Raw genomic sequence first — 24,480 nt, forward strand, 5'->3', positions numbered from 1 at the left:
ACTCGGCGGGCTATCGATTAATACGTGTAGAACATGCGCTGCAGTTCTTTGGTATTGCTGGTTTTGGTCATACCCAGCATCAGCAGGATGCGGGCCTTTTGCGGGCTCAGGGTATCGGAGACCACGAAGTCCAGTTCGTCGTCATTTGCTTCGCCATTACGAGCCAGGATGCCATTGCCAACGCGGCTGGCGCGAACAATAACAGTGCCGTTCTTGCGCGCTGCAATCAGTTCCGGTTTTACTTTGGCGGCCAGGCTGCCATCGCCAACGCCTGCGTGGACAATGCCTTTGGCCCCTGCGGCGATAAAGGCGTTCAGCGCAACCGCATTCATATTCGCATAGCCGTACACGATATCGACTTGCGGCAGGACGCTCAGGTTCGAAATATCAAATTCGGTGTCGACGGTATTTTTGCGAGTCGAGGTGCGATAGAAGAATGCCTTTGGACCTTGCACATAACCGAGCATGCCCAATTCCGGGGTCTTGAAAGAGTCCGGGGTGGAGGTATTGGTTTTCGTTACTTCGCGCGCGGCATGGATTTGATCGCCCAGGGCCACCATGACGCCTTTGCCAATTGCATCCTGGCTACCGGCAATCAATACCGCGTTGTACAGATTGATCGGGCCGTCTGCCGACAGCGCGGTACCCGGGCGCATGGCGCCAACCAGCACAACCGGCTTGCGCGACTTGACCACCAGGTTCAGGAAGTAGGCGGTCTCTTCCATGGTATCGGTGCCGTGGGTGATGACGATGCCATCCACGTTCGGTTGCGCCAGCAGCGTGTTGACGCGCTTGCCCAGGGTGAGCCAGTGCTCGTTGGTCATGCTTTCGGAAGCAATCTGGAACACTTGTTCGCCGGTCACGTTTGCAATCTTGGACAGTTCCGGTACCGCGTTTATCAATTGTTGGACGCCGACAGTCGCGGCAGTGTAGCCGACCGTTGTGGTGGAAGTGGCGCCCGAGCCGGCAATGGTGCCGCCGGTGGCAAGAATCGTGACGTTCGGCAGCTTCTCCGCGTGAACGCTGAAGGCAAGCAAGAAGGCAAACAGGGCAAAAATGAACTGCTTGGCTGTGTTACGTTGCATAAGTTCTCCTGTACTTAGTTTTAAGAATGTTGCGCATGTTACTAGATTTGGTGCAGTATGGCTGTAATTCCTAAGCAAGGACAATGCCAGTGGAAACAGACGAACTCAGTCTCGCTGTCGTTATGCAGCGCAAACCATTGAAGAGCACTTGGCAGCCATTCCAGTGGCTGCCCGCTGAGGTGGTGTTGTCTCCCTTGCCCGGTGGTGCTGCGCGCTGCCTGCGCGACGATCCTTCCGAGACGCTGTGGCTTTATCCGGGCATGTCGATGCGCCTGTATTCCGACGAGGCGGAAGGCTACTTCCTTAACCTGGATTCCGGCTCGCCGTGCTGGTTCATCATGTGGCGGCTGGAAGGCGAGGTCGGCGTGCCCCAGTGCGTGACCTTGTCGTATAACGAGGCTGCGCGCCTGATGGATGGGGGCGAGCAGGTCGATACGCTGCCTTTGCCGCCTTCGATGGTGGAACGGCTTGGCGCGTTCGTGGCGGAGTATTACCGGCCGGAGCCGAAAGGAAAGCGGCGCAGGCCGTCGTTCGAAGGCGGCGCCGCCGTTCAGCAAATGGCGCGCGAGGAGGGGGAGGGACGCCGTGGCCGCTGAAACCTTCTTCGCACGCTGGTCGCGCGTCAAGACCGAAGCCCAGGAGCAAACGGTGCGCGAAGCGGACGCCATCGTGCCAGGCGCCGAGGAGCAGCCCGCCGAGGCGCCCGCCGCACCGGTACCGGCTCCAACGCTTGAGCAGGTGGAGAGCCTGACCCCGGAGTCCGACTTCACGCCATTTATCGCGCGCGGCGTCGACGAAACGGTGCGCCGGGCAGCGCTGAAAAAACTCTTCGCCGACCCTCGTTTCAATGTGATGGACGGCCTGGACACCTACGTTGGCGACTACAACAAGTTCGAACCACTGACGCCCTTGATGGTGGCAGCCCTCAACCACGCCAAGAACCTGATTGCGCGCGAATTCGCGGCGGAAGAAGACGATGAGCCAAAAGACGAGGATCTGTAACTGCAACAACACCATGCCGCTGGACGGTGCTGCCATCGGCAGTGCTTTGGGCGAAGCGCCACTGCCGATGGCCAGCCAGCTTTGCCGCCGCGAAGTCAACGACTACTTGCAAACGCTGGAGGGCGGCGAGCGCATCGTCATCGGCTGCACGCAGGAGGAGCCGCTGTTCCGCGAGCTGGCCGAAATGAAGTCCAGCGTGGCGCCGCTGCGTTTCGTAAACCTGCGCGAGACCGGCGGCTGGAGCGACGAGGCTCGCCACACCACGCCCAAGATGGCGGCCTTGCTGGCTGCTGCCCGCCTGCCGGACCCCGAACCGGTGCCCGAGGTCGAATACCAGTCCGAAGGCCGCGTCCTGCTGCTTGGTCCGGCGCGCCGTGTGCTGGCATGGGCGCGCAAGCTGGAGCGCCAGCTTCAGGTGAGCGTACTGCTCACCGATGGCGACGATGCGGCAATCGCAGGCCACCCCTGGCCCACCTTCAGTGGCAGCGCGCCTCGCGTGCAAGGCTGGCTTGGCGCATTCAAGGCCAGCTGGCAACAATCCAACCCGATCGACCTGGAGTTGTGCACGCGCTGCAATGCCTGCGTCAAAGCGTGCCCGGAAGGCGCCATCAGCATGGCATACCAGGTTGACCTGGACGCTTGCCGTTCGCATCGCGAGTGCGTCGCAGCGTGCGGTGCGGTTGCCGCTATCGACTTCGATCGCGCCGACAGGGATCGCGGCGGTGAGTTCGACCTGGTGTTCGATTTGGGAGATGCGCCGCTGCTGCGCATGCACCGGCTGCCGCAGGGTTATTTCGCACCCGGTGCCGACGAAGCGGCAACGGCCCTGGCAGCGATGCAGATGCTGGAGCTGGTCGGCACGTTCAGCAAGCCGCGTTTCTTCCAGTATAAGGAGAATATTTGTGCGCATAGCCGCAGCAGGCAACCGGGATGCAATGCCTGTATCGATATCTGCTCGGCGGAGGCGATATCGAGCGCGGGCGATCATATCAAGGTGTCGCCGCAGTTATGTGCGGGCTGCGGGGCTTGCACCACCGTGTGCCCTTCCGGCGCCCTGACGTACGCCTGGCCGCGCGCTCCTGACTTTGGCGAACAGATTCGGGCGATGCTGGCTACTTATGCGCGCGCCGGCGGCGCGCGGCCCGTGCTGCTCGTGCATGGCGACGATGAGGGCGGTGCGCTCGTACATGAACTGGGGCAGCTTGCGGCTGCCGGCGCTGCGCGCGGCGTGCCGGCGCGCGTGCTGCCTTTGCCTGTCCATCACGTGGCTTCGGTCGGGATGGATTTGTGGCTTGCCGGGGTTGCGTATGGCGCGGTTGGGGTGGCCGTGTTGGCCACTGGCTGCGAGGCGCCGCAATACCTGGATGCGATCGCGGAACAAATGACGTTTGCTCAGGCGATCCTCGATGGCCTGGGCTACAGCGACATCCAGCTCCACCTGCTGCGCGCACGCGACGCCGCTGAACTTGACTGCGAACTGCAACGTTTCGCCGCCAGCGCTGGCGGCGTGGCGGGGCGGGGGGCGATGCTGCCGGCAGCCACTTTCCATGTTGCGGCGTCCAAGCGCGAGACGTTGGAATTCTCGATCACGCACCTGGCAAGGCATGCGCCAACTCCGCAAGACTGCATAGCCCTCCCACGAGGCGCACCGTTCGGGGCGATCGAGATCGACACAGGCAAATGCACGCTCTGCATGGCTTGTGTTGGCGCCTGCCCGGAGTCTGCGCTATCCGATAATCCAACATTGCCGCAATTGCGTTTCACCGAGTCGAACTGCGTGCAATGCGGCTTGTGTGTGCGGACCTGCCCGGAGCGGGCGTTAAGCCTGCAGCCGCGCCTCGCGCTGGGCGCAGCAGCGAAGCAGGCGCGCGTTATCAACGAGGCTCAACCCTACCACTGCATCAAGTGTCAAAAGCCGTTCGGTACCTTGCAAATGGTGGAGAATATGGTCAGTAAGCTCGCGGGCCACGGAGCCTTCAGCGGCAATCTCGACCGCCTGCGCATGTGCCCCGACTGCCGCGTTATCGACATGATGCAGCCGGAGAAAGAAGTTTCCATCTTTGAGGTGAAACGCCAATGACCGAAGACGAAGAATATGCGCGTTCCGAACTGTACGGTGTGTTGTCCATGCTGTTCTACGGCCCGCCATCCCAGGCGGTGCTGGACTTGATCGAAGGCGCAGCCATCGAAGGCGACGGCGTGCTGGCCGACGCCTGGCGCGGCCTGCAAACGGCCAGCAGCAAGACCGATGCCGAGCGCGCGCGCGAAGAGTATGAAACGTTGTTCATCGGCGTCGGCAAGCCCGAGATCATGCTGTACGGGTCCTACTACCTGTCCGGTTTCCTGATGGAGAAGCCATTGGCCGCGCTGCGTGAAGACCTGGCGCGCCTGGGCCTGGAGCGCTCCGAGCACCTGTCCGAAAGCGAGGATCATTTCGCTGCCCTATGCGATGCAATGCGCCTGCTGCATGGCAGCATTGCAACACAGAAGGAATTTTTTAGCGCTCACATCCGGCCGTGGGCGCACCAGCTTTTTGACGCTATCGATGCGCATCCCGGGGCGGCTTACTATCGTGCAGTCGCAGGGCTGGCACGCAGCTTCGTCGAGGTGGAAAGCCAGGCGTTCGATATGGACTAGGCATTAGTGCATTGTTAAAACATTTGTGCTAGTGTTAAAAGAGAAACTGTTGTTGGTTATGGGAGACCATGATGTCAACGCAATCCAAGCCTGGAAGACGATCCTTTTTCGCTGGCATGGGGGCCGTGGCCGCCGCCGGCATCGCGGCAAAAATTGCCAGCAGTCCGCCTGACACGACGCCGCCTGCGGAACCGGAACCACCGCCGGGTTCCGGCTACCGCCTCACAGAACATATCCAGAAGTACTACCGCACCACCAAGATCTGAGTGGAGGGCAACATGACGCTCCTTACACGTAAAGGGCCTGCCGGCCCTCGCGCGTCTGGCCGTTTCGCATCCAGCCTGGAAGGCAGCCTGGCGCGGGCCTTGCCAACGATGGACCGGCGCGCGTTCCTGAAACGCTCCGGCATCGGCGTCGGCGTCGGGCTGGCGGCATCGCAGCTTTCGCTGATGCGCAAGGCGCAGGCAAAAGATCCTGCCGCTGGTGATAGCGGTAGCAAGCAGGTTGTGCGGCGCACGGTCTGCAGCCACTGCTCGGTGGGCTGCGCGGTCGATGCGGTGGTGGAGAACGGCATCTGGATTCGGCAGGAGCCAGTGTTCGACTCGCCGATCAACCTGGGTGCGCATTGCGCCAAGGGCGCCGCGTTGCGCGAACATGGCCACGGCGAGTACCGCCTGAAATATCCGATGAAGCTGGTCAACGGCAAATACCAGCGCATCAGCTGGGACCAGGCCTTGCAGGAAATCTCAGCCAAGCTTCTGGACATGAAAAAGAAGGATGGCCCGGATTCCGTATTCTTCGTCGGCTCGTCGAAACACAATAACGAGCAGTCAGCTTTGCTGCGCAAATTCGTCTCCTTCTTCGGCACCAATAACTGTGACCACCAGGCGCGCATCTGCCACTCGACTACCGTGGCAGGCGTCGCGAATACCTGGGGCTACGGCGCCATGACCAACAGCTACAACGACATGCAGAACGCCAGGGCGGCCATGTATATCGGCTCCAACGCGGCGGAAGCGCACCCGGTGTCGATGCTGCACATGCTGCACTCGAAGGAAAACGGCTGCAAGATGATCGTGGTCGACCCGCGCTACACGCGCACGGCGGCCAAGTCGGACCAGTACATCCGCATCCGTTCCGGCTCCGACATTCCCTTCCTGTACGGGATGCTGTGGCATATTTTCAAGAACGGCTGGGAAGACAAGGAATACATTGCCGCCCGCGTCTACGGCATGGACAAGGTGCGCGAAGAAGTCACCAAGTGGACGCCGGACAAGGTGGAGGAAGCCTGCGGCGTACCGGAAGCACAGGTATTGCAGGCAGCGGAGACGATGGCAAAAAATCGTCCTTCCACCGTGGTCTGGTGCATGGGCCAGACCCAGCACTCGATTGGCAACGCGATCGTGCGCGCTTCCTGCATCCTTCAGCTCGCGCTGGGGAATGTCGGCAAGAGCGGCGGCGGGACCAATATCTTCCGTGGCCACGATAACGTGCAAGGCGCGACAGACGTGGGCCCGAATCCCGATTCGCTGCCCGCGTACTACGGCCTCGCAGCAGGCGCATGGAAGCATTGGTGCGCCGTCTGGGGCGTGGATTACGAATGGGTCAAGAGCCAATTCGCCTCGCAGGCCATGATGGAAAAATCCGGCACGACCGTATCGCGCTGGGTCGACGCGGTGCTCGAGAAAAACGAGCTGATCGACCAGGACAGCAATGTAAAGGCGGTCTTCTTCTGGGGCCACGCGCCGAACTCGCAAACGCGCGGGCTGGAAATGAAGAAGGCGATGGACAAGCTGGAAATGCTGGTGGTGATCGATCCGTATCCGTCCGCCACGGCTGCCATGGCCGCGATGAAAGTGGAAGGGCAGGAGGTCAACCCGAACCGCGCCGTCTACCTGCTGCCGGCGGCCACGCAGTTTGAAACCTCCGGCTCCGTCACTGCATCCAACCGTTCGGTGCAGTGGCGCGAAAAGGTGATCGAACCGCTGTTCGAATCGCGCACCGACCACATGATCATGTACCAGCTGGCCGAAAAGCTCGGCTTCGGCAAGCAATTGGTGGCGAAGCTGAAGCTTGTGCCGGGCAAGGGCAATCTGATGGAACCCGAGCCGGAATCGATGCTGAGGGAAATCAATCGCGGCAGCTGGACCATAGGCTACACCGGCCAGTCGCCGGAACGCCTGAAGGCACACATGCGCAATATGCACATGTTCGACGTGAAGACCTTGCGCTGCAAAGGCGGCAAGGATGCGGAGACAGGCTACGACCTGACGGGCGACTATTTCGGCCTGCCATGGCCGTGCTACGGCACGCCGGAACTCAAGCATCCTGGTTCGGCCAACCTGTATGACAACAGCCAGCATGTGATGGATGGCGGCGGCAACTTCCGCGCCAATTTCGGCGTGGAGCGCGACGGCGTCAACCTGCTGGCGGAGGATGGCTCGTTCTCCAAGGGAGCCGACATTACGACCGGCTATCCCGAATTCGACCACGTGCTGATGAAAAAACTGGGCTGGTGGGACGAGCTGACCGATGCCGAAAAGCTGGCGGCGGAGGGGAAAAACTGGAAGACCGACCTGTCCGGCGGCATCCAGCGCGTATGCCTGAAGGTACATGGCGTGCACCCCTTCGGCAATGCCAAGGCGCGTGCCGTGGTGTGGAACTTCCCCGATCCGGTGCCCTTGCATCGCGAACCGCTGTTCGGCACCCGGCCGGACCTGGTCGCCAAATATCCGACACACGACGACAAGAAAGCCTTCTGGCGCATGCCGACGCTGTACAAGACCGTGCAGCAGAAGGCTGTCGACGATGGCCTGGCGAAGAGATTCCCGATCATCCTGACCTCCGGACGGCTGGTGGAATACGAGGGCGGTGGCGAAGAAACGCGTTCCAATCCCTGGCTGGCCGAACTGCAGCAGGAGAACTTCGTGGAAATCAATCCGAATGCTGCGTCGGACCGCGGCATTCGCAATGGCGACTACGTGATCGTGTCGACGCCGACTGGTGCGCGCATCAAGGTGCGGGCGCTGGTGACGCAGCGCGTGGGCGTGGATACGGCCTTCATTCCCTTCCATTTCTCGGGCTGGTGGCAGGGCAAGGACATGCTGGAATACTACCCGGAAGGCGCAGCGCCGATCGTGCGCGGGGAGGCGGTCAACACGGCCACGACTTACGGCTACGACTCGGTCACCATGATGCAGGAGACCAAGACGACGATCTGCAATATCGAACGCTTCGCGGGCTGAGGAGATTGCCATGGCACGGATGAAATTCATTTGCGACACGGAGCGCTGCATCGAATGCAACGCCTGTGCGACGGCGTGCAAGAACGAGCACGAGGTGCCCTGGGGCGTAAACCGGCGCCGGGTAGTGACCATCAACGACGGCATCATCGGGCAGGAAAAGTCGGTATCGGTGGCGTGCATGCATTGCTCGGACGCGCCTTGCATGGCGGTGTGCCCGGTCGATTGCTTCTACCGTACCGAGGAAGGCGTGGTCCTGCATAACAAGGATGCCTGCATCGGCTGCGGCTACTGCTCCTATGCCTGCCCGTTCGGGGCGCCGCAGTTCCCCTCCAACGGGACCTTCGGCCTGCGCGGCAAGATGGACAAGTGCACCTTCTGCGCGGGCGGCCCGGAGGAGAACGGCTCGCAAGCGGAATTCGAGAAGTACGGCCGCAACAGGCTGGCCGAGGGTAAGCTGCCGGCCTGCGCGGAGATGTGTTCGACCAAGGCGCTGCTGGGTGGCGATGGCGATGTGGTGGCGGACATCTTCCGTACCCGCGTTGTCACGCGCGGCAAGGGCAGCGAGGTCTGGGGCTGGGGCACGGCTTACGGCAAACCGGAGGCGAAACCATGAAGCTCTATCTGGTAGCGCTGCTGGCGCTGGCGGCCTGCGGCGAGGTCTCGCAGTCGAAGCAGGGCAGTGCGGTGAACCGCGGCGACGAGCCTGGATACAAAGGCGCCCGCACTGCGCAGGTGGCCAAGGGCTGGACCCCGGGCGACAAGGCTTCCTGGGACAAGCAGGTGCGCGAACGCGGGCAGCTGCAGAATGAGTATGTGAAGACCAACCGTTAGGGAGGTTCGCCATGAAACGATGGTTGGCAATGCTGGCCGTGGCACTCGCCGCCGGCACGTCCCTTGCGGCGGATGCCCCCGCGAATCGCCAGCAGGGCGCCGCCGCAAATGCGGCCAGCGCCCCCAACGCGGCGCCGCGCGTCGAATCGCTGGACATCCTCAAGCAGAACCAGGCCGAACGCACGCGCGACCAGCCTGGCAACAACGCGCCGGTGTGGCGCAAGGTAGTGGCCGGCGAAGCGCATTACAGCAGCCTGCCTTATCCCGAATCCGGCGTACTGATCCAACCCAAGGCCCAGCTCCCCGGCCAGCCCGTGGCAACGACGGCCGGCGAGGCCTGGCGCCGCTTCCGCAATGGGCCGATGATCAGCATTGGCGGCTGGCTGATTTTGGGTGTGCTCGCCGCGATCGCCGTGATGTACTTCGCCAAAGGCCCGATCAAGGTGCATGCGCCGCCAACCGGCCGCAAGATCCAGCGCTTTACGCCAACCGAGCGCTTCGTGCACTGGACCACCGCCATCACCTTCGTCGTGCTGGCTGTCTCCGGCCTGTGCATGATGTTCGGGAAATTCGTGCTGATGCCCATCATCGGCCACAGCCTGTTCGGCTACCTGACCTACGCCCTGAAAACCATCCACAACTTCGTCGGCCCGCTATTCACGGTCGCGATCATCGTCACCTTCATCCTGTTCGTGAAGGACAATTTCCCTATCGTGGCGGACCTCAAATGGCTGGCCCGGCTGGGCGGCATGTTCGGACAAGGGCATGCTCCCGCCGGACGCTTCAACGCCGGCGAAAAGCTCTGGTTCTGGGGCGGCGTCACCTTGCTCGGCCTGGCTGCCAGCGGCTCCGGCTTCGTGCTCGACAAACTAGTGCCCAACCTCGAATACACGCGCTTCATGATGCAGGGCGCAAACCTGCTGCACATCACAGCCACGGTGCTGATGATGGGCTTGGCGCTCGGCCATATTTACCTGGGCACCGTCGGGATGGAAGGGGCATACAAAGCCATGCGCGAGGGCTATGTGGACGATGCGTGGGCGCGCGAACACCACGACATCTGGTACCAGGAAGTAGTGGACGGCAAGGTGCCGCGCGTACGCGCCCCCGAACACGACGGCGAAGCGGTGCCGCCGCCTGCCCCCAAGACCATCTGAGGAGGAACCAGCCATGAACAAGCCCATATACGCACTGGTCCTGCTGGCCGCCTGCACTGCCGTGCAAGCCAAGCTCGCCGCGCCCACTGAAGAGCAGAAGGCCGCCGCTGCTGCGGCCAAGGACAAGCAAGCCTGGACCGACAAGGTAGCCGCCTTCAAGCTTTGCCAGGCGCAGGATCGCGTTGCTGCCTATTATTTCAAAACCAAAGGCAGCGGCGGCAAGCCAACGGCAGCGTTGCCCGCATGCGTCGATCCCGGGCCATATGTGGCACAGGTGGCGGCCACCAGGGAAGTTGGCGTCGCCGATTCGAAACCGGTGCCAGAAGCCGGGAAGAAGAAGCAATGAAAAACCCGCCGCAGCGGGTTTCCACGGGGGGAGTGGTTGCGGCTTAGCCCAGCTTGTCGTTGGACTTGCGACGGGAAGCCAGGCCCAGCAGGCCAACGCCTACCAGCAGCATCGCATAGGTAGCAGGTTCCGGAATTGGAGCTGCCAGGCCCAGGTTACCGGCATAGGAACCGCCCAGACCTGCGATGGCGGTGCTGCCAGTGACCGTGAAGCCATAATTGCCCGACATCAGGGCATCGATCGGGAAGAACTCGATACCGGACGAAGTGTCGAAGGTCGTTGCCAGGGCGGTTTGGCTGCTGTCGGCTTCCACTTTGAAGAACTGGATACCCGTGATGCCATAGTTTGCCAGGCGGGAACCATCGATCCAGGTCTTGCCGACCACCACGTTACCGCTGGCATACGTGGCGTTGGTGTCGACTGAGAACAGATAGGTGTCGATATAGTCCCCGGCTGTTGCGTGCAGTGCGCCAAAGATGGCATTGCCCGCAGCATCAAAGGTCAACGTTGTCTGTGCCATGGCGCCCGAGCTGGCAAACAGCCCGGCCGATAGCATCAGTGTTCCGGCTACCTTGCTAAGAAACGCTTTCTTCATGTTAATACCCCTTGAGATAGTGTTGTTGTGAAGGTGAAGCGGTTTGTCAGCGCGCAAGAGATTGCCTGGTTATATCGTCAGTGGCCTGCTGAAAACATAACCTTTCCTGCTTGCCAACGACGATCAATATAGCCCACCCCCTCCGCCAATTAGTTCATTAGTGAAGTGTGTATGTTTTCAAGCGCACAGAGCTCGACGACGTTCGCGGGGCACGGGAAAAGCGCCGTAAAACGTCAAGGGAAAAATTTTTGCGTGCTCGAGGCCGCATGACTTGCAAACCACATTTCGTAGGCCGATTCCGACAGCAACAAGAGCCGAACTGACGGGGGAATTGTGAGCAAACGCACCGTATGCTAGCGGGGCGGGAAATAAGATGGAAGCGTGATCGAAGCGCCCAGCGCTCATCTACCAGACATCCTGGCCGGTTCCTTCCATAGCAAGGCACCCCGGCCCACAAACAGAATACGGAGGCCTATCATGACCCAGACCAACCACCCATCCAAGTACGTGGTAAGGGAGTACCTCGAACGCCGTTCTCAAGCCGTCAAGCCACCTCCATCGCCAGAGGAGATTCGCCGCCAGCTGGGCTGGGGCTTGATGCTGTTCGAGCCGAAGATGGAAACAGGGCGCTAGACCCCCGTACTGCCATATGACCCGCCGACTGGCGGGTTTTTTTTTCGCCGTTCGCTGAAATTTTCGCCATTCACCGAGCCGCCGCCGCCGTTCGCCGAAAAGCCGTTTCGCCGCCATTCGCTCCCCGGTATCGTTCATCCATCCAATCAACGGGGAGCAAGAAATGAGCAAAGAAATGCAATCGCGCAGCCAGCTGCTTTGGGGCCTGATCGTGATCGCCGTCGGCGTGCTGTTCCTGACCGATATCGACATTCCGCCAATTGGCCAGCTGTGGCGTTACTGGCCTTTCCTGGCCATGGCTTTCGGCGCCGTCAAACTGATCCCGCCGACCACGCCGAAGCATGTGGTGGATGGCCTGTGCCATATCGCCTTCGCCGGCTGGTTCTACATGTCGTTCGAGCATATCTGGGGCCTGACTTTCCACAACAGCTGGCCCATCCTGGTCATCATTGCAGGAATCTGCCTGCTGGTGCAGCCAGTTGTGATTAAATACAGCGCCAATAAAGAGGAGAACCAATAATGCGCAACCGCAGCCATCGCGAACGTAATACCGCATCCCAGATGCTGATCGGCGCCGCCGTCATCCTGGCCGGCTTCCTGTTCCTGATCGATAACTTGGGCTGGATCGACCTCGACATGCGGGTGCACTTCTGGCCCTTCATCCTGATGGTGGTCGGCGCCTCGACCCTGGCGCAAGCGCCGCGGCGCGGCAGCGGGGCAGCAGTGGCAGGGATCTTCATGATCGGCTTCGGCGCGCTGTCGCTGCTGAAAGGCCTCGGCCTGATCTACATCAGCTGGAAGGTCATCTTCCCGATCGGAATTATCGGCCTGGGCCTGATGATGGTGTTCCGTGCCAGCAAGCGCCGCAGGCAGCCGGACAGTGAAAGCTCTGTCGCCAGCGGCTTTGCCGACGATACGTCGCTGTTCGGCGTGTCGGAAGGCGAAACCAGTGAGCGCGTACTGGAATTGACGGCCGTTCTCGGCGGGTTCCAGCGCAAGGTGACCACCCAGGACTTCCGTGGCGGCGACCTGACCAGCATCATGGGCGGCATCGACCTCGATATGCGCACTGCGTCGCTGAACGGCGTTGCCGTACTCAATGTGTTCGCCTTGATGGGGGGCATCTCGATCAAGGTGCCGGCCGACTGGACGGTGGAGCTGGAAGGCACGCCGATCCTGGGCGGCTTTGAGGAAAAGACCATGGAGCCGAAGGACAACAGCAAGCGCCTGGTCATCCGCGGCACCGTGATCATGGGCGGCCTGGAAATCCGCAACTGATGCCGCGCGTGTTGACCAGTCGCAGCGGCGTGCTGCTGTACCTGACGGTATGGCTGCTGCTGGGGATCGGACTAGGCGGGGCTGTGGCCCAACTGGGCGACGAACCATGGCTGCGCGCCATGTTGTTTGCGGTGCCGGTGACCCTGCTGTTTTCGGTTGGCGCCGGGTTTTCGGCCTACTACATGTGCAAGGCCAATCCGTTGCGCGAGCGCAGCCCGTCGGTGATCCTGGTGTCGATGCTGACCGCAGCCGTCTGGGCCGGCTTCCTGTGGGTGTTCCTGATGCGCCTCTGGAACGTTGGGGCGGAATCGTTCGGCGCCGAAGGCATTGCGATCCGGCCCCAGTTGACGGCCTTGCTGTTTTCGCTCGGTGTCCTGATGTACGGCCTGCTGGCGAGCCTGAATTACCTGGTCAGCGAGTTTGTCCGGGCCCGCCAGGCTGAGCAGCGCGAACTGGAATCAAAGCTGCTGGCGCGCGATGCGGAATTGCGCATGCTGCGCACCCAGATCGACCCGCACTTCCTGTTCAACAGCCTGAACTCGATCAGCGCGTTGACCTCGATCGACGCCAAGCGGGCCCGCGACATGACGCAGCGACTGTCGGACTTCTTCCGCCAGAGCCTGGGGATTGAGGCGCAGGGCAAGATCACGCTGGAAGAGGAGGTGCGCCTGATCGGCCACTTCCTGGCGATCGAAAAAGTGCGCTTCGGCGCGCGTCTTGGCGTGCAGCAGGAAGTGGATGAAGCTGCGCTGCCATGCCTGCTGCCGCCGATGATCCTGCAGCCGCTGGTGGAAAACGCGGTCAAGCACGGCATCGGCGGCATGCCGGAAGGCGGCACAGTGCGCATCGACGCCCGCCGCGAAGGCTCGCTGTTGAAGGTTGAAGTCGAAAACGATACTGACCCGGACACGCCGCCCCGCAAGGGCAATGGCATTGGCCTGGTCAACGTGCGGGAGCGGTTGGCGGCGGCCTATGGCCACCAGGCCAGCCTGCACTGCAGGCACGAAAACAATAAATACCGGGTAGCCCTGACGCTGCCCGCCGAGACGAAGGAGTCCTGAACCATGCGCGTCATCATTGTCGATGATGAAGAATTAGCCCGCGGCGTCATGCGGGAATACCTGCGGGCCCACGCTGACGTGGAAGTGGTCGCCGAATGCGGCAACGGCTTCGAAGCCGTCAAGGCGATTGCCGAACTGGAGCCGGATGTCGTGTTCCTCGATATCCAGATGCCAAAGCTCGATGGCTTTGAAGTGGTGGAACTAGCGGGCAGCAAACCGCACTATGTGTTCGCCACGGCCTATGACCAGTACGCGCTGAAGGCGTTTGAGGTCCATGCGATCGATTACCTGCTCAAGCCCTATCCGCAGGAAAGGCTGGACCAGGCCGTGGCGCATGTGCGCACTCGCCTCGGTAGCGAGCGTCCGCCAGTGGCGCAGATGGCGACCGAGGCGGCGACCCGCAACGGCCCGCTGGAACGTGTGCTGATTCGTGACGGCTCTCGCGTGCACGTGATTGCCGCCGAGCGCATCGACACCATCGAAGCGCAGGACGATTACGTCGAGATCCTGGCCGAGGGCAAGCCATACCTGAAGAACCAGCGGCTGTCCGAGCTCGAGGAACAACTCGACCAGACCCGTTTCGTGCGGCTACATCGTTCGTGGATCGTCAATGTCGAGCGCATCGAGCGCATCGAGCAGGCCACCAAGGATAGCCATTGCGCCGTGCTGAAAGACGGGCGAAAGATTCCTGTGAGCCGCACCGGTTACCAGAAGGTGAAAGGGCTATAGCGAAGAATGTGCTTTTGCGCAAGCCTGTACAGGAAGTTGGCGAACGACTCGGCGGCAAAGAAAATGTTGCCTTAGTAAGGCTGGATTTCTACCCAAAGTATAGCTCTTCCGTAATATGGTGGATGGACATTACTATCACGACTGGCGCATAAAGTGCCCCTTGATTGTTCTGCCTCAGGATATTGCCTGCATCTTTTCCCCTCAGTTGCGCCGAAAGAGGAAGTTCCAAAGCTTACTCAAAAGCTGCGGGATCTGTACTGTCAAAATACCATGCGAGGAAACTGTTGAAAGACTCCCATCGTGCTGGAATTTCTCCGCTCATAACGTCAATGCTAAGAACTTTTCCGGCAGTTGATATCGATCCTGCGAATAGTCGGTTTGATCGGGGATTGCGGGAATTGCAGAGTCGTCTATGTCCAACAACTCGGCAATAGGACGCGGACTGATGAATGCACCTTGATATTCCAAGTAGAATTCTCCGAATTCGGAATTTGGATCGACGCCTAACTGGCTGAGCGTACGAAGTGCTCCTTGCTTGTTCTGCCTCAGAACATCACCCCCATCTTTTGCCAAATAGTCTTTTACTTTCTGGAATCATAAAGAACGTTTCCTCTCCGTTACGCTAAACAGAGGGCGATCCAAGGCGGAAATAGGTGATGCTTCAACTATTTGAAAATACTACCAAATCGCCTGATGGGTACCTGCCATTCCAACCGCAGGGGAAACCATCGTTTAGATAAACCTCCAATATCTCAGACCAGATTTTTGGGAAAAAGTCATTTGCATAACAGTTCAGCAAAATTTTGACGTCCCGGTGCATCAATTCATTAATTAAGCAAACTCCAGAATCGGTTAACTTTACATCCGCGCCGTTGAAATTTTTCTTTGATAGATCGAAATAATTGTTTTTCCTTAAATTGTGAACAATCCAACTCTTCCACTCGAAATATTCGGAAAATTCCTCGGAGCCATCGGTAACAGATTCCCAATCATCGAAACGGTCCCCAGAATCGTCCGAAATAAAATCGATCGCAACTGCCGGATCCTTCACAATAAGTTTTCCAACGCTGGGCCCGGAATAAGCAGCTTGATAAAAATTATCGCGAGATAAAAAATCAAATAGCGGCTTTGCAATTATCGTAAGTTCATTCCAGCCAATGTTCATTTGGACCTCACATGGTTTCGAATACTATTTACCCAATCCATCATTACTCCAGGTACTCCATTTGGATGCTGATTCCCGTACATTGTTTGGCCACCGCTCTCCAACTGGGACCGTAAAGCTGATTGGATAACTCGCAATTTTTCACAATTGGTTACTCCACTCTTCTTAAAGCGGGCCGCAACTGCCATAGCTTTCTCGGCGGCCTCACTATAGCCGGAATGATAACCTTTGTGGGTGGTCTTTCCGAATCCCCTTCCCGGCGGCACCGTGATCGAGGAATCTGTGGGCAGCGCAATTAAGTTGGATTCACTATGAACGTCAAAATTCGGACATAGTTTCTTCACCGCTGCAACGGAGGATTTGCTCTTCGGAATAATGTGGTGGACTTGGAACCCGTTAGGAAGCGGTCCATGCACTGCTTCCCAATTCGTCTGCCATTCCGATTTTAAACCGAGAGGATCGGTCCAACTCACCGGATTTAATCCATAAGCATAGGGATTAAGCCCGCCCGCCAATCGAATTGGATCTTGGCTAATGAAGCGCCCGATGGCTGGATCGTAATAGCGATGTCTTGTGTAAAACAGTCCGGTCTCAGAGTCCTCATATTGGCCTTGGAAGCGCAGCGGTTGAATTGCAGCGCCCCTTGATTGCCGGAATATGCTCCCAAACGCACGATGGCGCGCCGCCCATACAATTTCTCCAAGCTCATTACGCAGCTCAAGCGGCATTCCGACATGGTCGCATTGGTAGTACAGTATGTGATCCTTTAACGCGTGTTCTTCAGCGAGCGCAAGCCGCTGCGTCCACTGTGTTCTGTGGTGCTGGTCGAAGACCGCTTGCCGTTGGGAGTGCCAAGACTCGACATGGGCACCTGCGTCGTGCGTGAGGGATAATTGCTCCCAGAAATTCCCCTGCCACAAAATCATTTCGTTCGCTGGACACGTTTCGATTCCGCCGCTGGATTCGATTTGGGCGATGGGTAAAAAGGTGTCTGGTTCGTAAAGATAGGTGATCGTATTGTCCGCAGAGATTTCTTGTGCCAATGTGTCGCCATCCCATACGAAGAGCGTTAATTTGCCCTTATGTTCGAGCCCGACGGAAGGCGAGGCGTGTCCAACTGGCCACTGCTGCTCTTGGATCCGTTTGGCTATGCGTCGTCCAAAGGCGTCGTAGCTGTAGCGCGCGACCTGCCGCGAGTTTGCAAACGTGCGCGTAGCGGTGGTCAGACGATTTGCCGAGTCATATTCGAACTCGAGGTTGCCCTCGTCATTTGCAACTTTAGCTAAGCGGGCGCGTTTGGCGATGGTGTTACCCTGCACATCATAGTCATAGGCATAACCCATGTACTGGCACAGCAGGTTATGCGTGACTTTTGCCAGGCGCGGTGCGTTTGTGCTGGGGGCGGGTTGATCGTCCAGATCACGCAGAATCTGTCGGGTGCTGATGGACTTTGCCGCAGCTTCGGGATCGAGAAGGTTGCCAGCCGGGTCGAAGGCGAATATTTCTGTCAAGTCGGGCTGGACTGCGGACAGCAATTGGCCCAGCGGATCGTAGGTGTAGCGAATGTTGCCACCGAACGTGTCATTGATTTGTACGAGGTTGCTTGCTGCATCATATTCGTAGCGGCGTTCGCGCAGGCGCTGCGCTCCTTTGTCGAGAGTGAAGGAATTCAGTCGCGACTGCGGATCGTAACTGCGGCGTTCGGTGAGGCGTTCCTTACCTCCACCTAGCTGGCGCTGCGTCTCGCGGTGCAAATGATCCCGCTCCAGATCGACCAGTGATTTGCCTTGCCACAGGGTGCCGTGCCAGTGGCCGCTGCCATACCTTAGGGTGTCAACCCGTCGGCCGTTGGGCAGGACGGTCTGGATATGGTTGCCTAGTTCGTCATAGGCATGGGTCATTGTGAATGCAGCGACGTATTCTTGGGGTTCGCCAGGCAGACGTACCGGACCTGGCGAGTAGGCCATGCGTTCTTCTACGAGCTGGCCTGCTGCGTCGTAGACGAAGCGATGTTCGGCTTGGGACGTGGCTGCGGCGGTGAGGCGGCCAAGCGCGTCATAGGCGTAACGTATTGCGCCGTCTGGGCTGCTTTTTGCGAGCAATCGGCCTAGTGCGTCGCGAGCGAAATCGGTGGTGATGCCTGCACTGTTGCTGGCCAGGAGATTGCCGGCGGGGCTGTACGTAAAGGTGGTGACCTTGCCGTCGAAACCAGTTTCGCTGACCAGACGACTCTCGGCGTCGTAGTTGAACAGGTAGGAGTCGCCATTGCCGTTGATAAGCTCAACGAGCCTCAGCGCCTTGTCGTACTTGTAGCGCAGAACCTGTTCTTTCGCATCGATCTTCTGGACCAGCGCGCCGTGTCCGTCGAAGTGGTAGCGCGTGCGCTGTCCTTTTGCATCGGTATGAGTAACCAGGTTGCCGTCTGCATCGTAAGCGAAGCTTTCAGTTGTGCCGTCGGGGTAGATGATCGACGTCATCTGACCGACTTGGTTGTATTGGTAACGGGTGGTGTTGCCAATGGCGTCGATGTATTCGCTCAGGCGTCCATTCGAGTCGTAGTTGTAGCGAGTAGTGAAGTTCGAACAGTCGGTGTATGAAGCAAGGCGGCCAGCAGCGTCGTACGACAGGCGCTTGTTGCCGCCGCGTGCATCTGTCACGATGGACAGGCGGCCTTTCGCGTCATAGTCATAGGCGGTGCGGCGGCCCAAGGCATCGGTGCGGTCGGCAATTCGGCCTGCGCCGTCATAAGCGGTGCGCGTGGTGTAGCCCAGCGCGTCCGTTACGGCGATCGGCTGGTTGCGCGCATCGTATTCGATTCTGGTTACATTCTGCTGCGCGTCAGTGATCGAAATGAGGTTGCCTGCGCTGTCGTAGCTATAGCGGCTGTCGTTGCCGTCGGCATCGATGTCGGCCAACAGCATGCCGTCGCGGTCCCATTCGCGCCTTCCCAGTGAGCGGGGGCTGCCGTCCGGGCCGATGCGGTGCACGCTGGTGGCCAGCCATTGTGAGTTGAACTGGTATTCCAGCACACCGCCATCGGGCTCGGTGACGCGGGTGGTGTCGGCGTCGATGTACGCGATCTGGACTTCATCGCGGCCGTCGGCCGTCGTGGTGCGGACGGCGCGGGCCTGGTAGCTGTTGCCAACTGTGATAGCGCAACGCTCGGACAGTTGCGCGTCGTCGAGGGCATTGTCGGCCCAGCGCTCGCGCAGGAAGGCGAGGCTGACCCATTCCAGGCCATGGGCGAAGCCGGAGTAGGTGGTGTAATGCACCAGCAAATGATGTTTGTACGTATAGCTGCGCGACTGGTCGGCGATATTGCTTTGCTCAACCAGGTTGCAGCGTAGCGGCAGCGCTTCGAAGGAGCCCGCTGGCGCAGTTGCCGTGACCAGGTCGGGCAGGTCGGCTTCGTAGCGGTAGCGCACGTGGCATAGACGGGTGCCATCCGGCAGCACTTGTTCGATGCTGCCGATGCGCGGCGCGGCGAACTGTGGCTCGGGGCCTGATTCAACCGGCAGGTAAGTGTCCCGCAGTGCTTCGATCGTCAGGCCGTCGTCGGTGCGCACGCGGAGAAGGACTTCGCCCGGCCGGGCCGCATGATTGCGCTCGATGGTGATGCCGCTGCCATCGCGTTCGGCGCGGCGAGCGAGGTAGTAGCGTTGCGTGCGAATGGGTGAGCGGGGCGCGAGCATGGCGTTGACGCCATCGTAGCCGTGCGGCAGCCATCCGTCAGGACCTGCGCTGAAGGTATCGGTGGCGCCGTCGCGCCAGGTCAGGGTGACTTGCTGGTCGCTGTCGCGCCGCAGGGTGAAGCCTTCGCCGCGGTGGTCGTGTTCCTGGCCGATGTCCAGCGTTGGCAGCCTTATTGCTCGGCCGCTGGCCTCGTGGTAGACGATGCCTTTCGCGCAAATGGAGATGCTGCTGGTGTAGGGCGTGCCCCAGCGTGCGCCCAGCAGGCCCCAATCTTCGGTCTCCGAGCCGGAACGGTAAGTGCGGGTCCAGGCCAGTGGCTTCGGTCCTTCCAGGACGAAGTCCGTTTGCGGCAGGATTTCCTCCCCGGTGCCGAAGTGTACGGGGTGGCTGCTCTTGACGGATTTGCCGCCAGGCGCGCCATCCTTGGGACAGCAGTCGGACGGCTTGTCGGACTTGGGTTCCTTGACCTGCTTGGTCTTGCCGCCGTCGTGACCGTCCTTGCCGTCGCCGCCGGTTGCCTTGGGCTGGGGTTTGGGCTGCGCCGGTGGTGTCGAGCCAGGCTTGGCTTTCTTCGTCGGCATGAGCTTCTTCAGGAAACTGCCGACCTTGGCGACCTTCTTGAATACCAGGTTTTCTGCCGCGCTGTAGGCCATGCCGGTTGCGGCGGTCACGATATCCGGCGTTTTGCCGGTGAGGATATAGTCGGCCGCCTGGTCCAGTACCGTGGCCGAGGTGTCGGCAGCATAGCCAGTCGCTGTCACTGCGCCGGCGGTTACGCCGCCGGCTGCCGCCGTCGTTTCCATCGCCGCGGCGACGGGCAGCCCGACGCCGGTGGCGCCGACTGCAAGTCCGCCTATACCCACGGCGGCACTGCCCATGGCGATGTCGCCGCCTTTGTCCATCGCGTCCTTGCCGAACTGGTGCAGGCTGTCCGATACGTTGTCCTTGTAGCCTTGGGCCGCGTCGTGCAGTGTTTCGCTTGCCGCTCTTCCAAGGTTTTGCAAGCGCGTGCGCGCCGCTTGCACACCGCGTTCGTAGATCCGGCCGATGGTGTTGCGGTTGTTCATCCAGACAATGCGCGACTCCTGGATGGTCTGCGTGCCGTTGGCGCCTTTGGTGGAGCTGTAGTCTTTCGATTCAACCGTTTTGAGGTAGGTGCCGCTTTTGACGCCACCCAGCGTACCGCGTTCGTCGCCTTTGACGCTGGGGATCACGCTTTTGTTATGCAGGAAGACCGGGGCGCTTTGCGTCTTCACCGAGCGGGATACGTCCTTGGCGTCCTTGAACTCCCCGGTAATCGTGTATGGGATGGGTACGACGGAATTGCCTACCGGAGTTTTGCAGATATCCGGAGTGAGGCTGACGCAGTAAAAGCGTTTGGACTTGGTGACGGTTTCGTGAGCCATGGAATCTTAGACGCTTTGCGTTTCGGTTTCGGCGTGCCAGGCATTCAGGCGCTCCAGCGCTTGCGGCGTGTTGGCATGGTGCAGTCGTACTTCCTGGAAGTCGTCGGCGGCGGAGATGGCGATGCGCCAGGTCAATTCAACTTGGCCGGCGTCGAGGTCGACCACCACCGTGTCGATGAGCATCGGCATGGCGGCGATGGCCGAATCGGCGTCGACCCCAAGCAGGAACAGGGATTCTTTCGGCATCGTGAAGGAGAGTGTGCTGTTGCCTTGGTCGTCAACGCGGGCGTAGGGAGCATTTGCAGCGCACAGGTTGGTGAGATGGAACTGCTCGCCGCCTTCGATGTATGGGCATTGCTGGTCGGCCGGGGCGCCGTTCCAGTAGCGGAAATCGAAATCCTTGGGCAGCAGGGGAACCTCGTCGTCTTTCCAGCTGGTTTTCATGTCGACCTGGCCTATCAGCTCCCGGCGCGGAAGCCAACCCCGGCCAACATAGCCCATTCCAGCCGGCGCTTGCGGCTTGCCGCCGCCCGCCATTTGCCAGAACCCGCTGGCGGTAAAAGCCTGGTCAGAATATTCGATGCGCGGCGCAGGCAAGGATTCGGTGCGGCTGGCCTCCAGGTACCAGTTGGGGGCGAAGCCACGGCCAAGTGGATTTTGCTGGCAGCTGTCATGCGCCTCCGGAGCCATTGCCGGGTCCGGATACGCTTGGCGTTGTTCTGTTGAGAGCCTGTGCTTGGCGGGAACCCGGCCGGCGTCAACGCTGCCGGCTTCAATCCGGCAATCGCCGCCATAGGCTAATTCGTAGCGCAACGGGGTGCGTGCGGGGGCGCTGGCCGTGCTCAGGCGCCAGGGAACAGCATCCGCCATGCCGAGCGAGCACGCGCGCAAGGTGGATTTCAGCCAGCGCTCCGGAGCGGCGTTGCGGTATACGCGGCGTTCGCCGGTAACCCGCAGGGTCTTGTCGACCAGGACCTCGCCGGGCGTGACGGCGTTCTGCGCGGCGGCCACGCGCTGCAGCCAGTCCTGCTCGACGTCGTGCGACAGGCGCATCATCGGATTGAGCGGCTGCGGGCGTTCCGGCAGCGGCGACGGCTGGCCAGGGCGCTGGACTCGCAGCGATACCTCGAAGGCGCACGCTTCAGCGCCGGCTGGCGCGTGCGCGTCGCCAACCACGACGATGTCGCACAGCGGCTTGAATGGCGCCAGGTCGCTTTCGTAACGAACGCTCTGCTCGATATCGTCCTCGTGATGAACATCGGTCACGTGCAAGGGCGCCGGCTCCTCAAGGGCGATCAGTTGAGCGCGGCCTTGCTCATCGCAGGGGCCAAGCGCGTAAGCCGTCTTGGCGGCGATCACATGGAAGAGCGCGCCATTCTGGTCGAGAGTATCGAAATGCAGCGCGTCGAACCCGGTGCGGTTGTCGAAGCGCAGGCTCGGGATTGCCGGGAGCTCCACGTTCAACCTACCGGATTGGTGTCGACGTCGTCGCCATGCAATTCGACTTTCTTCGAGCCGCGAATGATGATTTCCTTGCCCGAAATCTCGATGCGACCGTCCTTTTTCATGACGAAGGTGCTGGCGCCAACCTCAATACGGAACTCGTCGCCTGCGGTGTAGGAGATCTTCTGGCCGACCATCACCGTTTTCGACAAGCCCACTTCCTCGGCCTGCATCAGGGCCACGGTGGTGTTCATGGCCGCTCCGACCGAAGTCTGGTATGCGCCGCCGATGGTGACGATCTTTGCCAATCCCACGGTTTCAATTTTCATGTGGCCGATGGTGACATTGCGCGTGCCGCCGATGTCGATGGTCTCGTTCTTTCCAACGTCCTCGGTACGGTTGTCGCCGATGCTGATTGTTTCGTTATGATCGACGCGTTCCTTGCGGTCGTTGTGCACGGTGATGGTTTCGTTGTTGTCAACGGTTTCCGTGCGGTCGTGCTTGATGTGGCTGGTCTCGTCGTGGTCGATGGTTTTGCGGCGGTCGTTGCCGACCCACTTGTCCTCATCGTGTTCGACTTCGGTCAACTGGTCCTTTTCGGCGTGCAGCCAAAGCTGTTCGGCGCCTTTCTTGTCCTCGAAGCGGATCGCGTTCGCATTGTCGTAGCCACCGCCCGGCGTGGAGCGCGACAGGATGCCGCTTTGCGTCTTGTTGTCCGGCAGTGTCCACGGCGGCATGGTTTGCGCGTTGGGCACCATGCCTGTAATCAGGGGACGGTCGGGGTTCCCATCGAGGAACTGGACGATCACCTCGGTACCAATGCGCGGGATCGACGTCATGCCGAAATTCGGGCCGGACCATGCAGTGGCGACCCGCACCCAGGCGGAACTCTTTTCGTCATACTGGCCCACTCGGTCCCAATGGAACTGCACGCGCACGCGGCCATACTCGTCGGTATGGATTTCGTCGCCGGCCGGGCCAACCACGGTAGCTGTCTGCAGGCCATAGAGCTTGGGAGCTTCGCTGTTGAAGCCGCGTCCCGGGCGCCATGGAACGTTCCTGCCGATGCAGGTCAGCGAGTTGCTGTAGTGCGCTGGGGCGAGGGCGCCGGTCTGGTAGTTATTGCTGGCACTGTGCCGCACTTCCAGGATCATGAACTCGCTGTCCTGGCTGTCGAAGTGCCCGGTCAGGCGGAACCAGCGGCCGGGTTGCGCAGTGCGGTCGTTGCCGCCGGCTTCGAAATGCTTGGCACCGGCTTCGATTTCTTCGGTGCGCCTGCGGGCTTGTGCGTCGCCGTCGTCGCCGGCCATGAATCCATACGCGCCCGTGTAGTCGTAAGTTTCGACCTGGTGCACCTTGCCTTGGTCGTTGAGCACGGGCAGGTTGGTCATCTCAGGGCGGGGGTTCTTGAAGTCGAAGCTGGCCAGCGCGACTTTGCCGGGCACGATGCGTCGCACTGGCGACCAGTCGCCGATGGCGTCGTCTTCCTGCGCCCCGGCTTCGCGCTGGAAAGGAATCTCTGGCGATTCGCCATCGATGGCGTCGGCGCGGGTCGTGTCGTCGGCCAGCACCAGGGTATGGCCGTCTGCACGGTGCTCATACCAGTAGTGCCAACCGCGTTCTTCCCAGCGGCGGTGAAGGTAGTTGTAATCGCTTTCCGCTGCCTGGCAGGCATCGGTCATCCCGGCGTCTTCGCCATGGATGCGCGCTTGCCAGTCCGCGACCGGGTAATCATTGAAGATGTCGGTGGTCTGTTGCTGGACCGTCTTGCTGTGGAAAAGGTAATAGTCGCGCCGGAGCCGCAGGTAGGATATCCATGGCGCCAATTGCATGCGGTAGAAAGCGTGGCCGCCGTCGGTCTTCACGAACTGGAATTCGAATACGTAGCCGTTGAAGTAGCGCAGGCTGCCGTCTTCGCGCACCAGCGATATGGTTACCATGCGTCCTTGTACGTCCGTGAGGGGTATGCTGGCGTCGTTCGACAGCACTTCTACGGTGAAGCGGAAGTCGCGCGACAAGCCTTCCTCGGCATCCAGCCGGTTGGCCAGCATGAGCGCGCGCGGACCATCCTCATGCGGGAAGGAAAGGCGTAACAGCCGGTTGGTTTGGGCCGTGCCGAGCAGGGCCTCTGGAACGGCGGCATTGAGGTAAGTCATGCTAGTTATCGATTTGAT

Annotated in this window: 21 protein-coding genes; 15 read left to right on the top strand and 6 right to left on the bottom strand. The window is 60.4% G+C overall.

The window, feature by feature from the left end:
* Positions 1-17: 17 nt before the first annotated feature.
* Positions 18-1,085, bottom strand: a complete 1,068-nt coding sequence (locus tag ACN9M3_RS13330) for a type II asparaginase (RefSeq protein WP_426171372.1) — start codon at positions 1,083-1,085, stop codon at positions 18-20.
* 122 nt (positions 1,086-1,207) lie between these two features.
* On the opposite strand from ACN9M3_RS13330, the gene ACN9M3_RS13335 reads away from it, so the two are divergent.
* The 10 genes from ACN9M3_RS13335 (at position 1,208) to ACN9M3_RS13380 (ending at position 10,303) form a co-directional block, all read left to right on the top strand.
* Positions 1,208-1,681: a DUF3305 domain-containing protein gene (locus tag ACN9M3_RS13335; RefSeq protein WP_426323750.1), complete on the top strand. Its 474-nt coding sequence runs from the start codon at positions 1,208-1,210 to the stop codon at positions 1,679-1,681.
* Positions 1,671-2,087, top strand: a complete 417-nt coding sequence (locus ACN9M3_RS13340; RefSeq protein WP_426323004.1) for a DUF3306 domain-containing protein — start codon at positions 1,671-1,673, stop codon at positions 2,085-2,087. The genes ACN9M3_RS13335 and ACN9M3_RS13340 overlap by 11 nt, the downstream gene beginning before the upstream one ends.
* Entirely contained in the window at positions 2,062-4,167 is a 2,106-nt protein-coding gene (locus tag ACN9M3_RS13345; RefSeq protein WP_426323006.1) for a 4Fe-4S binding protein, read from the top strand. Before ACN9M3_RS13340 ends, ACN9M3_RS13345 begins: the two co-directional genes overlap by 26 nt.
* Positions 4,164-4,724, top strand: a complete 561-nt coding sequence (locus ACN9M3_RS13350; protein WP_426171380.1) for a TorD/DmsD family molecular chaperone — start codon at positions 4,164-4,166, stop codon at positions 4,722-4,724. The genes ACN9M3_RS13345 and ACN9M3_RS13350 overlap by 4 nt, the downstream gene beginning before the upstream one ends.
* Before the next feature lie 68 nt (positions 4,725-4,792).
* Positions 4,793-4,990, top strand: coding sequence for a hypothetical protein (locus ACN9M3_RS13355; protein ID WP_426171382.1), 198 nt, complete (start codon positions 4,793-4,795; stop codon positions 4,988-4,990).
* Between the two features lie 12 nt (positions 4,991-5,002).
* The gene (locus tag ACN9M3_RS13360; protein WP_426171384.1) at positions 5,003-7,969 is read left to right on the top strand and encodes a formate dehydrogenase subunit alpha; all 2,967 of its coding nucleotides are present in this window, start codon (positions 5,003-5,005) and stop codon (positions 7,967-7,969) included.
* Between the two features lie 10 nt (positions 7,970-7,979).
* Positions 7,980-8,582, top strand: coding sequence for a formate dehydrogenase FDH3 subunit beta (gene fdh3B, locus ACN9M3_RS13365; protein WP_426171386.1), 603 nt, complete (start codon positions 7,980-7,982; stop codon positions 8,580-8,582).
* Positions 8,579-8,800 (top strand): hypothetical protein, encoded by a 222-nt coding sequence (locus ACN9M3_RS13370; protein WP_426323009.1) that lies wholly within the window; start codon positions 8,579-8,581, stop codon positions 8,798-8,800. The genes fdh3B and ACN9M3_RS13370 overlap by 4 nt, the downstream gene beginning before the upstream one ends.
* A gap of 11 nt (positions 8,801-8,811) precedes the next feature.
* Positions 8,812-9,957 carry a formate dehydrogenase subunit gamma gene (locus ACN9M3_RS13375; protein ID WP_426323011.1) on the top strand — a complete coding sequence of 382 codons (1,146 nt, stop codon included), beginning with the start codon at positions 8,812-8,814 and terminating at the stop codon, positions 9,955-9,957.
* Between the two features lie 13 nt (positions 9,958-9,970).
* Entirely contained in the window at positions 9,971-10,303 is a 333-nt protein-coding gene (locus tag ACN9M3_RS13380) for a hypothetical protein (protein WP_426323013.1), read from the top strand.
* A gap of 43 nt (positions 10,304-10,346) precedes the next feature.
* Here ACN9M3_RS13380 and ACN9M3_RS13385 read toward each other — a convergent pair whose 3' ends face one another.
* On the bottom strand, positions 10,347-10,898 hold the full coding sequence (locus ACN9M3_RS13385; protein ID WP_426171391.1) for an FxDxF family PEP-CTERM protein: 552 nt from the start codon (positions 10,896-10,898) through the stop codon (positions 10,347-10,349).
* Positions 10,899-11,375: 477 nt separating this feature from the next.
* Here ACN9M3_RS13385 and ACN9M3_RS13390 point away from each other — a divergent pair, with 477 nt between their 5' ends.
* The 5 genes from ACN9M3_RS13390 (at position 11,376) to ACN9M3_RS13410 (ending at position 14,599) form a co-directional block, all read left to right on the top strand.
* Positions 11,376-11,531, top strand: coding sequence for a hypothetical protein (locus tag ACN9M3_RS13390; protein WP_426171393.1), 156 nt, complete (start codon positions 11,376-11,378; stop codon positions 11,529-11,531).
* Positions 11,532-11,694: 163 nt separating this feature from the next.
* Complete coding sequence (locus ACN9M3_RS13395) at positions 11,695-12,051, top strand: LiaF transmembrane domain-containing protein (RefSeq protein ID WP_426171395.1); 357 nt, start codon at positions 11,695-11,697, stop codon at positions 12,049-12,051.
* The gene (locus ACN9M3_RS13400) at positions 12,051-12,809 is read left to right on the top strand and encodes a LiaF transmembrane domain-containing protein (RefSeq protein WP_426171397.1); all 759 of its coding nucleotides are present in this window, start codon (positions 12,051-12,053) and stop codon (positions 12,807-12,809) included. Before ACN9M3_RS13395 ends, ACN9M3_RS13400 begins: the two co-directional genes overlap by 1 nt.
* Entirely contained in the window at positions 12,809-13,870 is a 1,062-nt protein-coding gene (locus ACN9M3_RS13405) for a sensor histidine kinase (RefSeq protein ID WP_426171399.1), read from the top strand. The genes ACN9M3_RS13400 and ACN9M3_RS13405 overlap by 1 nt, the downstream gene beginning before the upstream one ends.
* Before the next feature lie 3 nt (positions 13,871-13,873).
* Positions 13,874-14,599: a LytR/AlgR family response regulator transcription factor gene (locus ACN9M3_RS13410; protein ID WP_426171400.1), complete on the top strand. Its 726-nt coding sequence runs from the start codon at positions 13,874-13,876 to the stop codon at positions 14,597-14,599.
* A 661-nt stretch (positions 14,600-15,260) separates the two neighbouring features.
* On the opposite strand, the gene ACN9M3_RS13415 is transcribed toward ACN9M3_RS13410, so the two are convergent.
* The 4 genes from ACN9M3_RS13415 to ACN9M3_RS13430 are packed head-to-tail and all read right to left on the bottom strand — an operon-like array spanning position 15,261 to position 24,462.
* Positions 15,261-15,764: a hypothetical protein gene (locus tag ACN9M3_RS13415; protein ID WP_426323017.1), complete on the bottom strand. Its 504-nt coding sequence runs from the start codon at positions 15,762-15,764 to the stop codon at positions 15,261-15,263.
* Entirely contained in the window at positions 15,761-20,863 is a 5,103-nt protein-coding gene (locus tag ACN9M3_RS13420; protein WP_426323019.1) for an RHS repeat-associated core domain-containing protein, read from the bottom strand. The genes ACN9M3_RS13415 and ACN9M3_RS13420 overlap by 4 nt, the downstream gene beginning before the upstream one ends.
* Before the next feature lie 6 nt (positions 20,864-20,869).
* On the bottom strand, positions 20,870-22,321 hold the full coding sequence (locus ACN9M3_RS13425; RefSeq protein WP_426323021.1) for a DUF2169 family type VI secretion system accessory protein: 1,452 nt from the start codon (positions 22,319-22,321) through the stop codon (positions 20,870-20,872).
* A 2-nt stretch (positions 22,322-22,323) separates the two neighbouring features.
* The gene (locus ACN9M3_RS13430; RefSeq protein ID WP_426171413.1) at positions 22,324-24,462 is read right to left on the bottom strand and encodes a type VI secretion system Vgr family protein; all 2,139 of its coding nucleotides are present in this window, start codon (positions 24,460-24,462) and stop codon (positions 22,324-22,326) included.
* Between the last annotated feature and the right edge of the window lie 18 nt (positions 24,463-24,480).

Source organism: Pseudoduganella sp. R-43, from assembly GCF_049913255.1.
Taxonomy (GTDB): domain Bacteria; phylum Pseudomonadota; class Gammaproteobacteria; order Burkholderiales; family Burkholderiaceae_D; genus Rugamonas.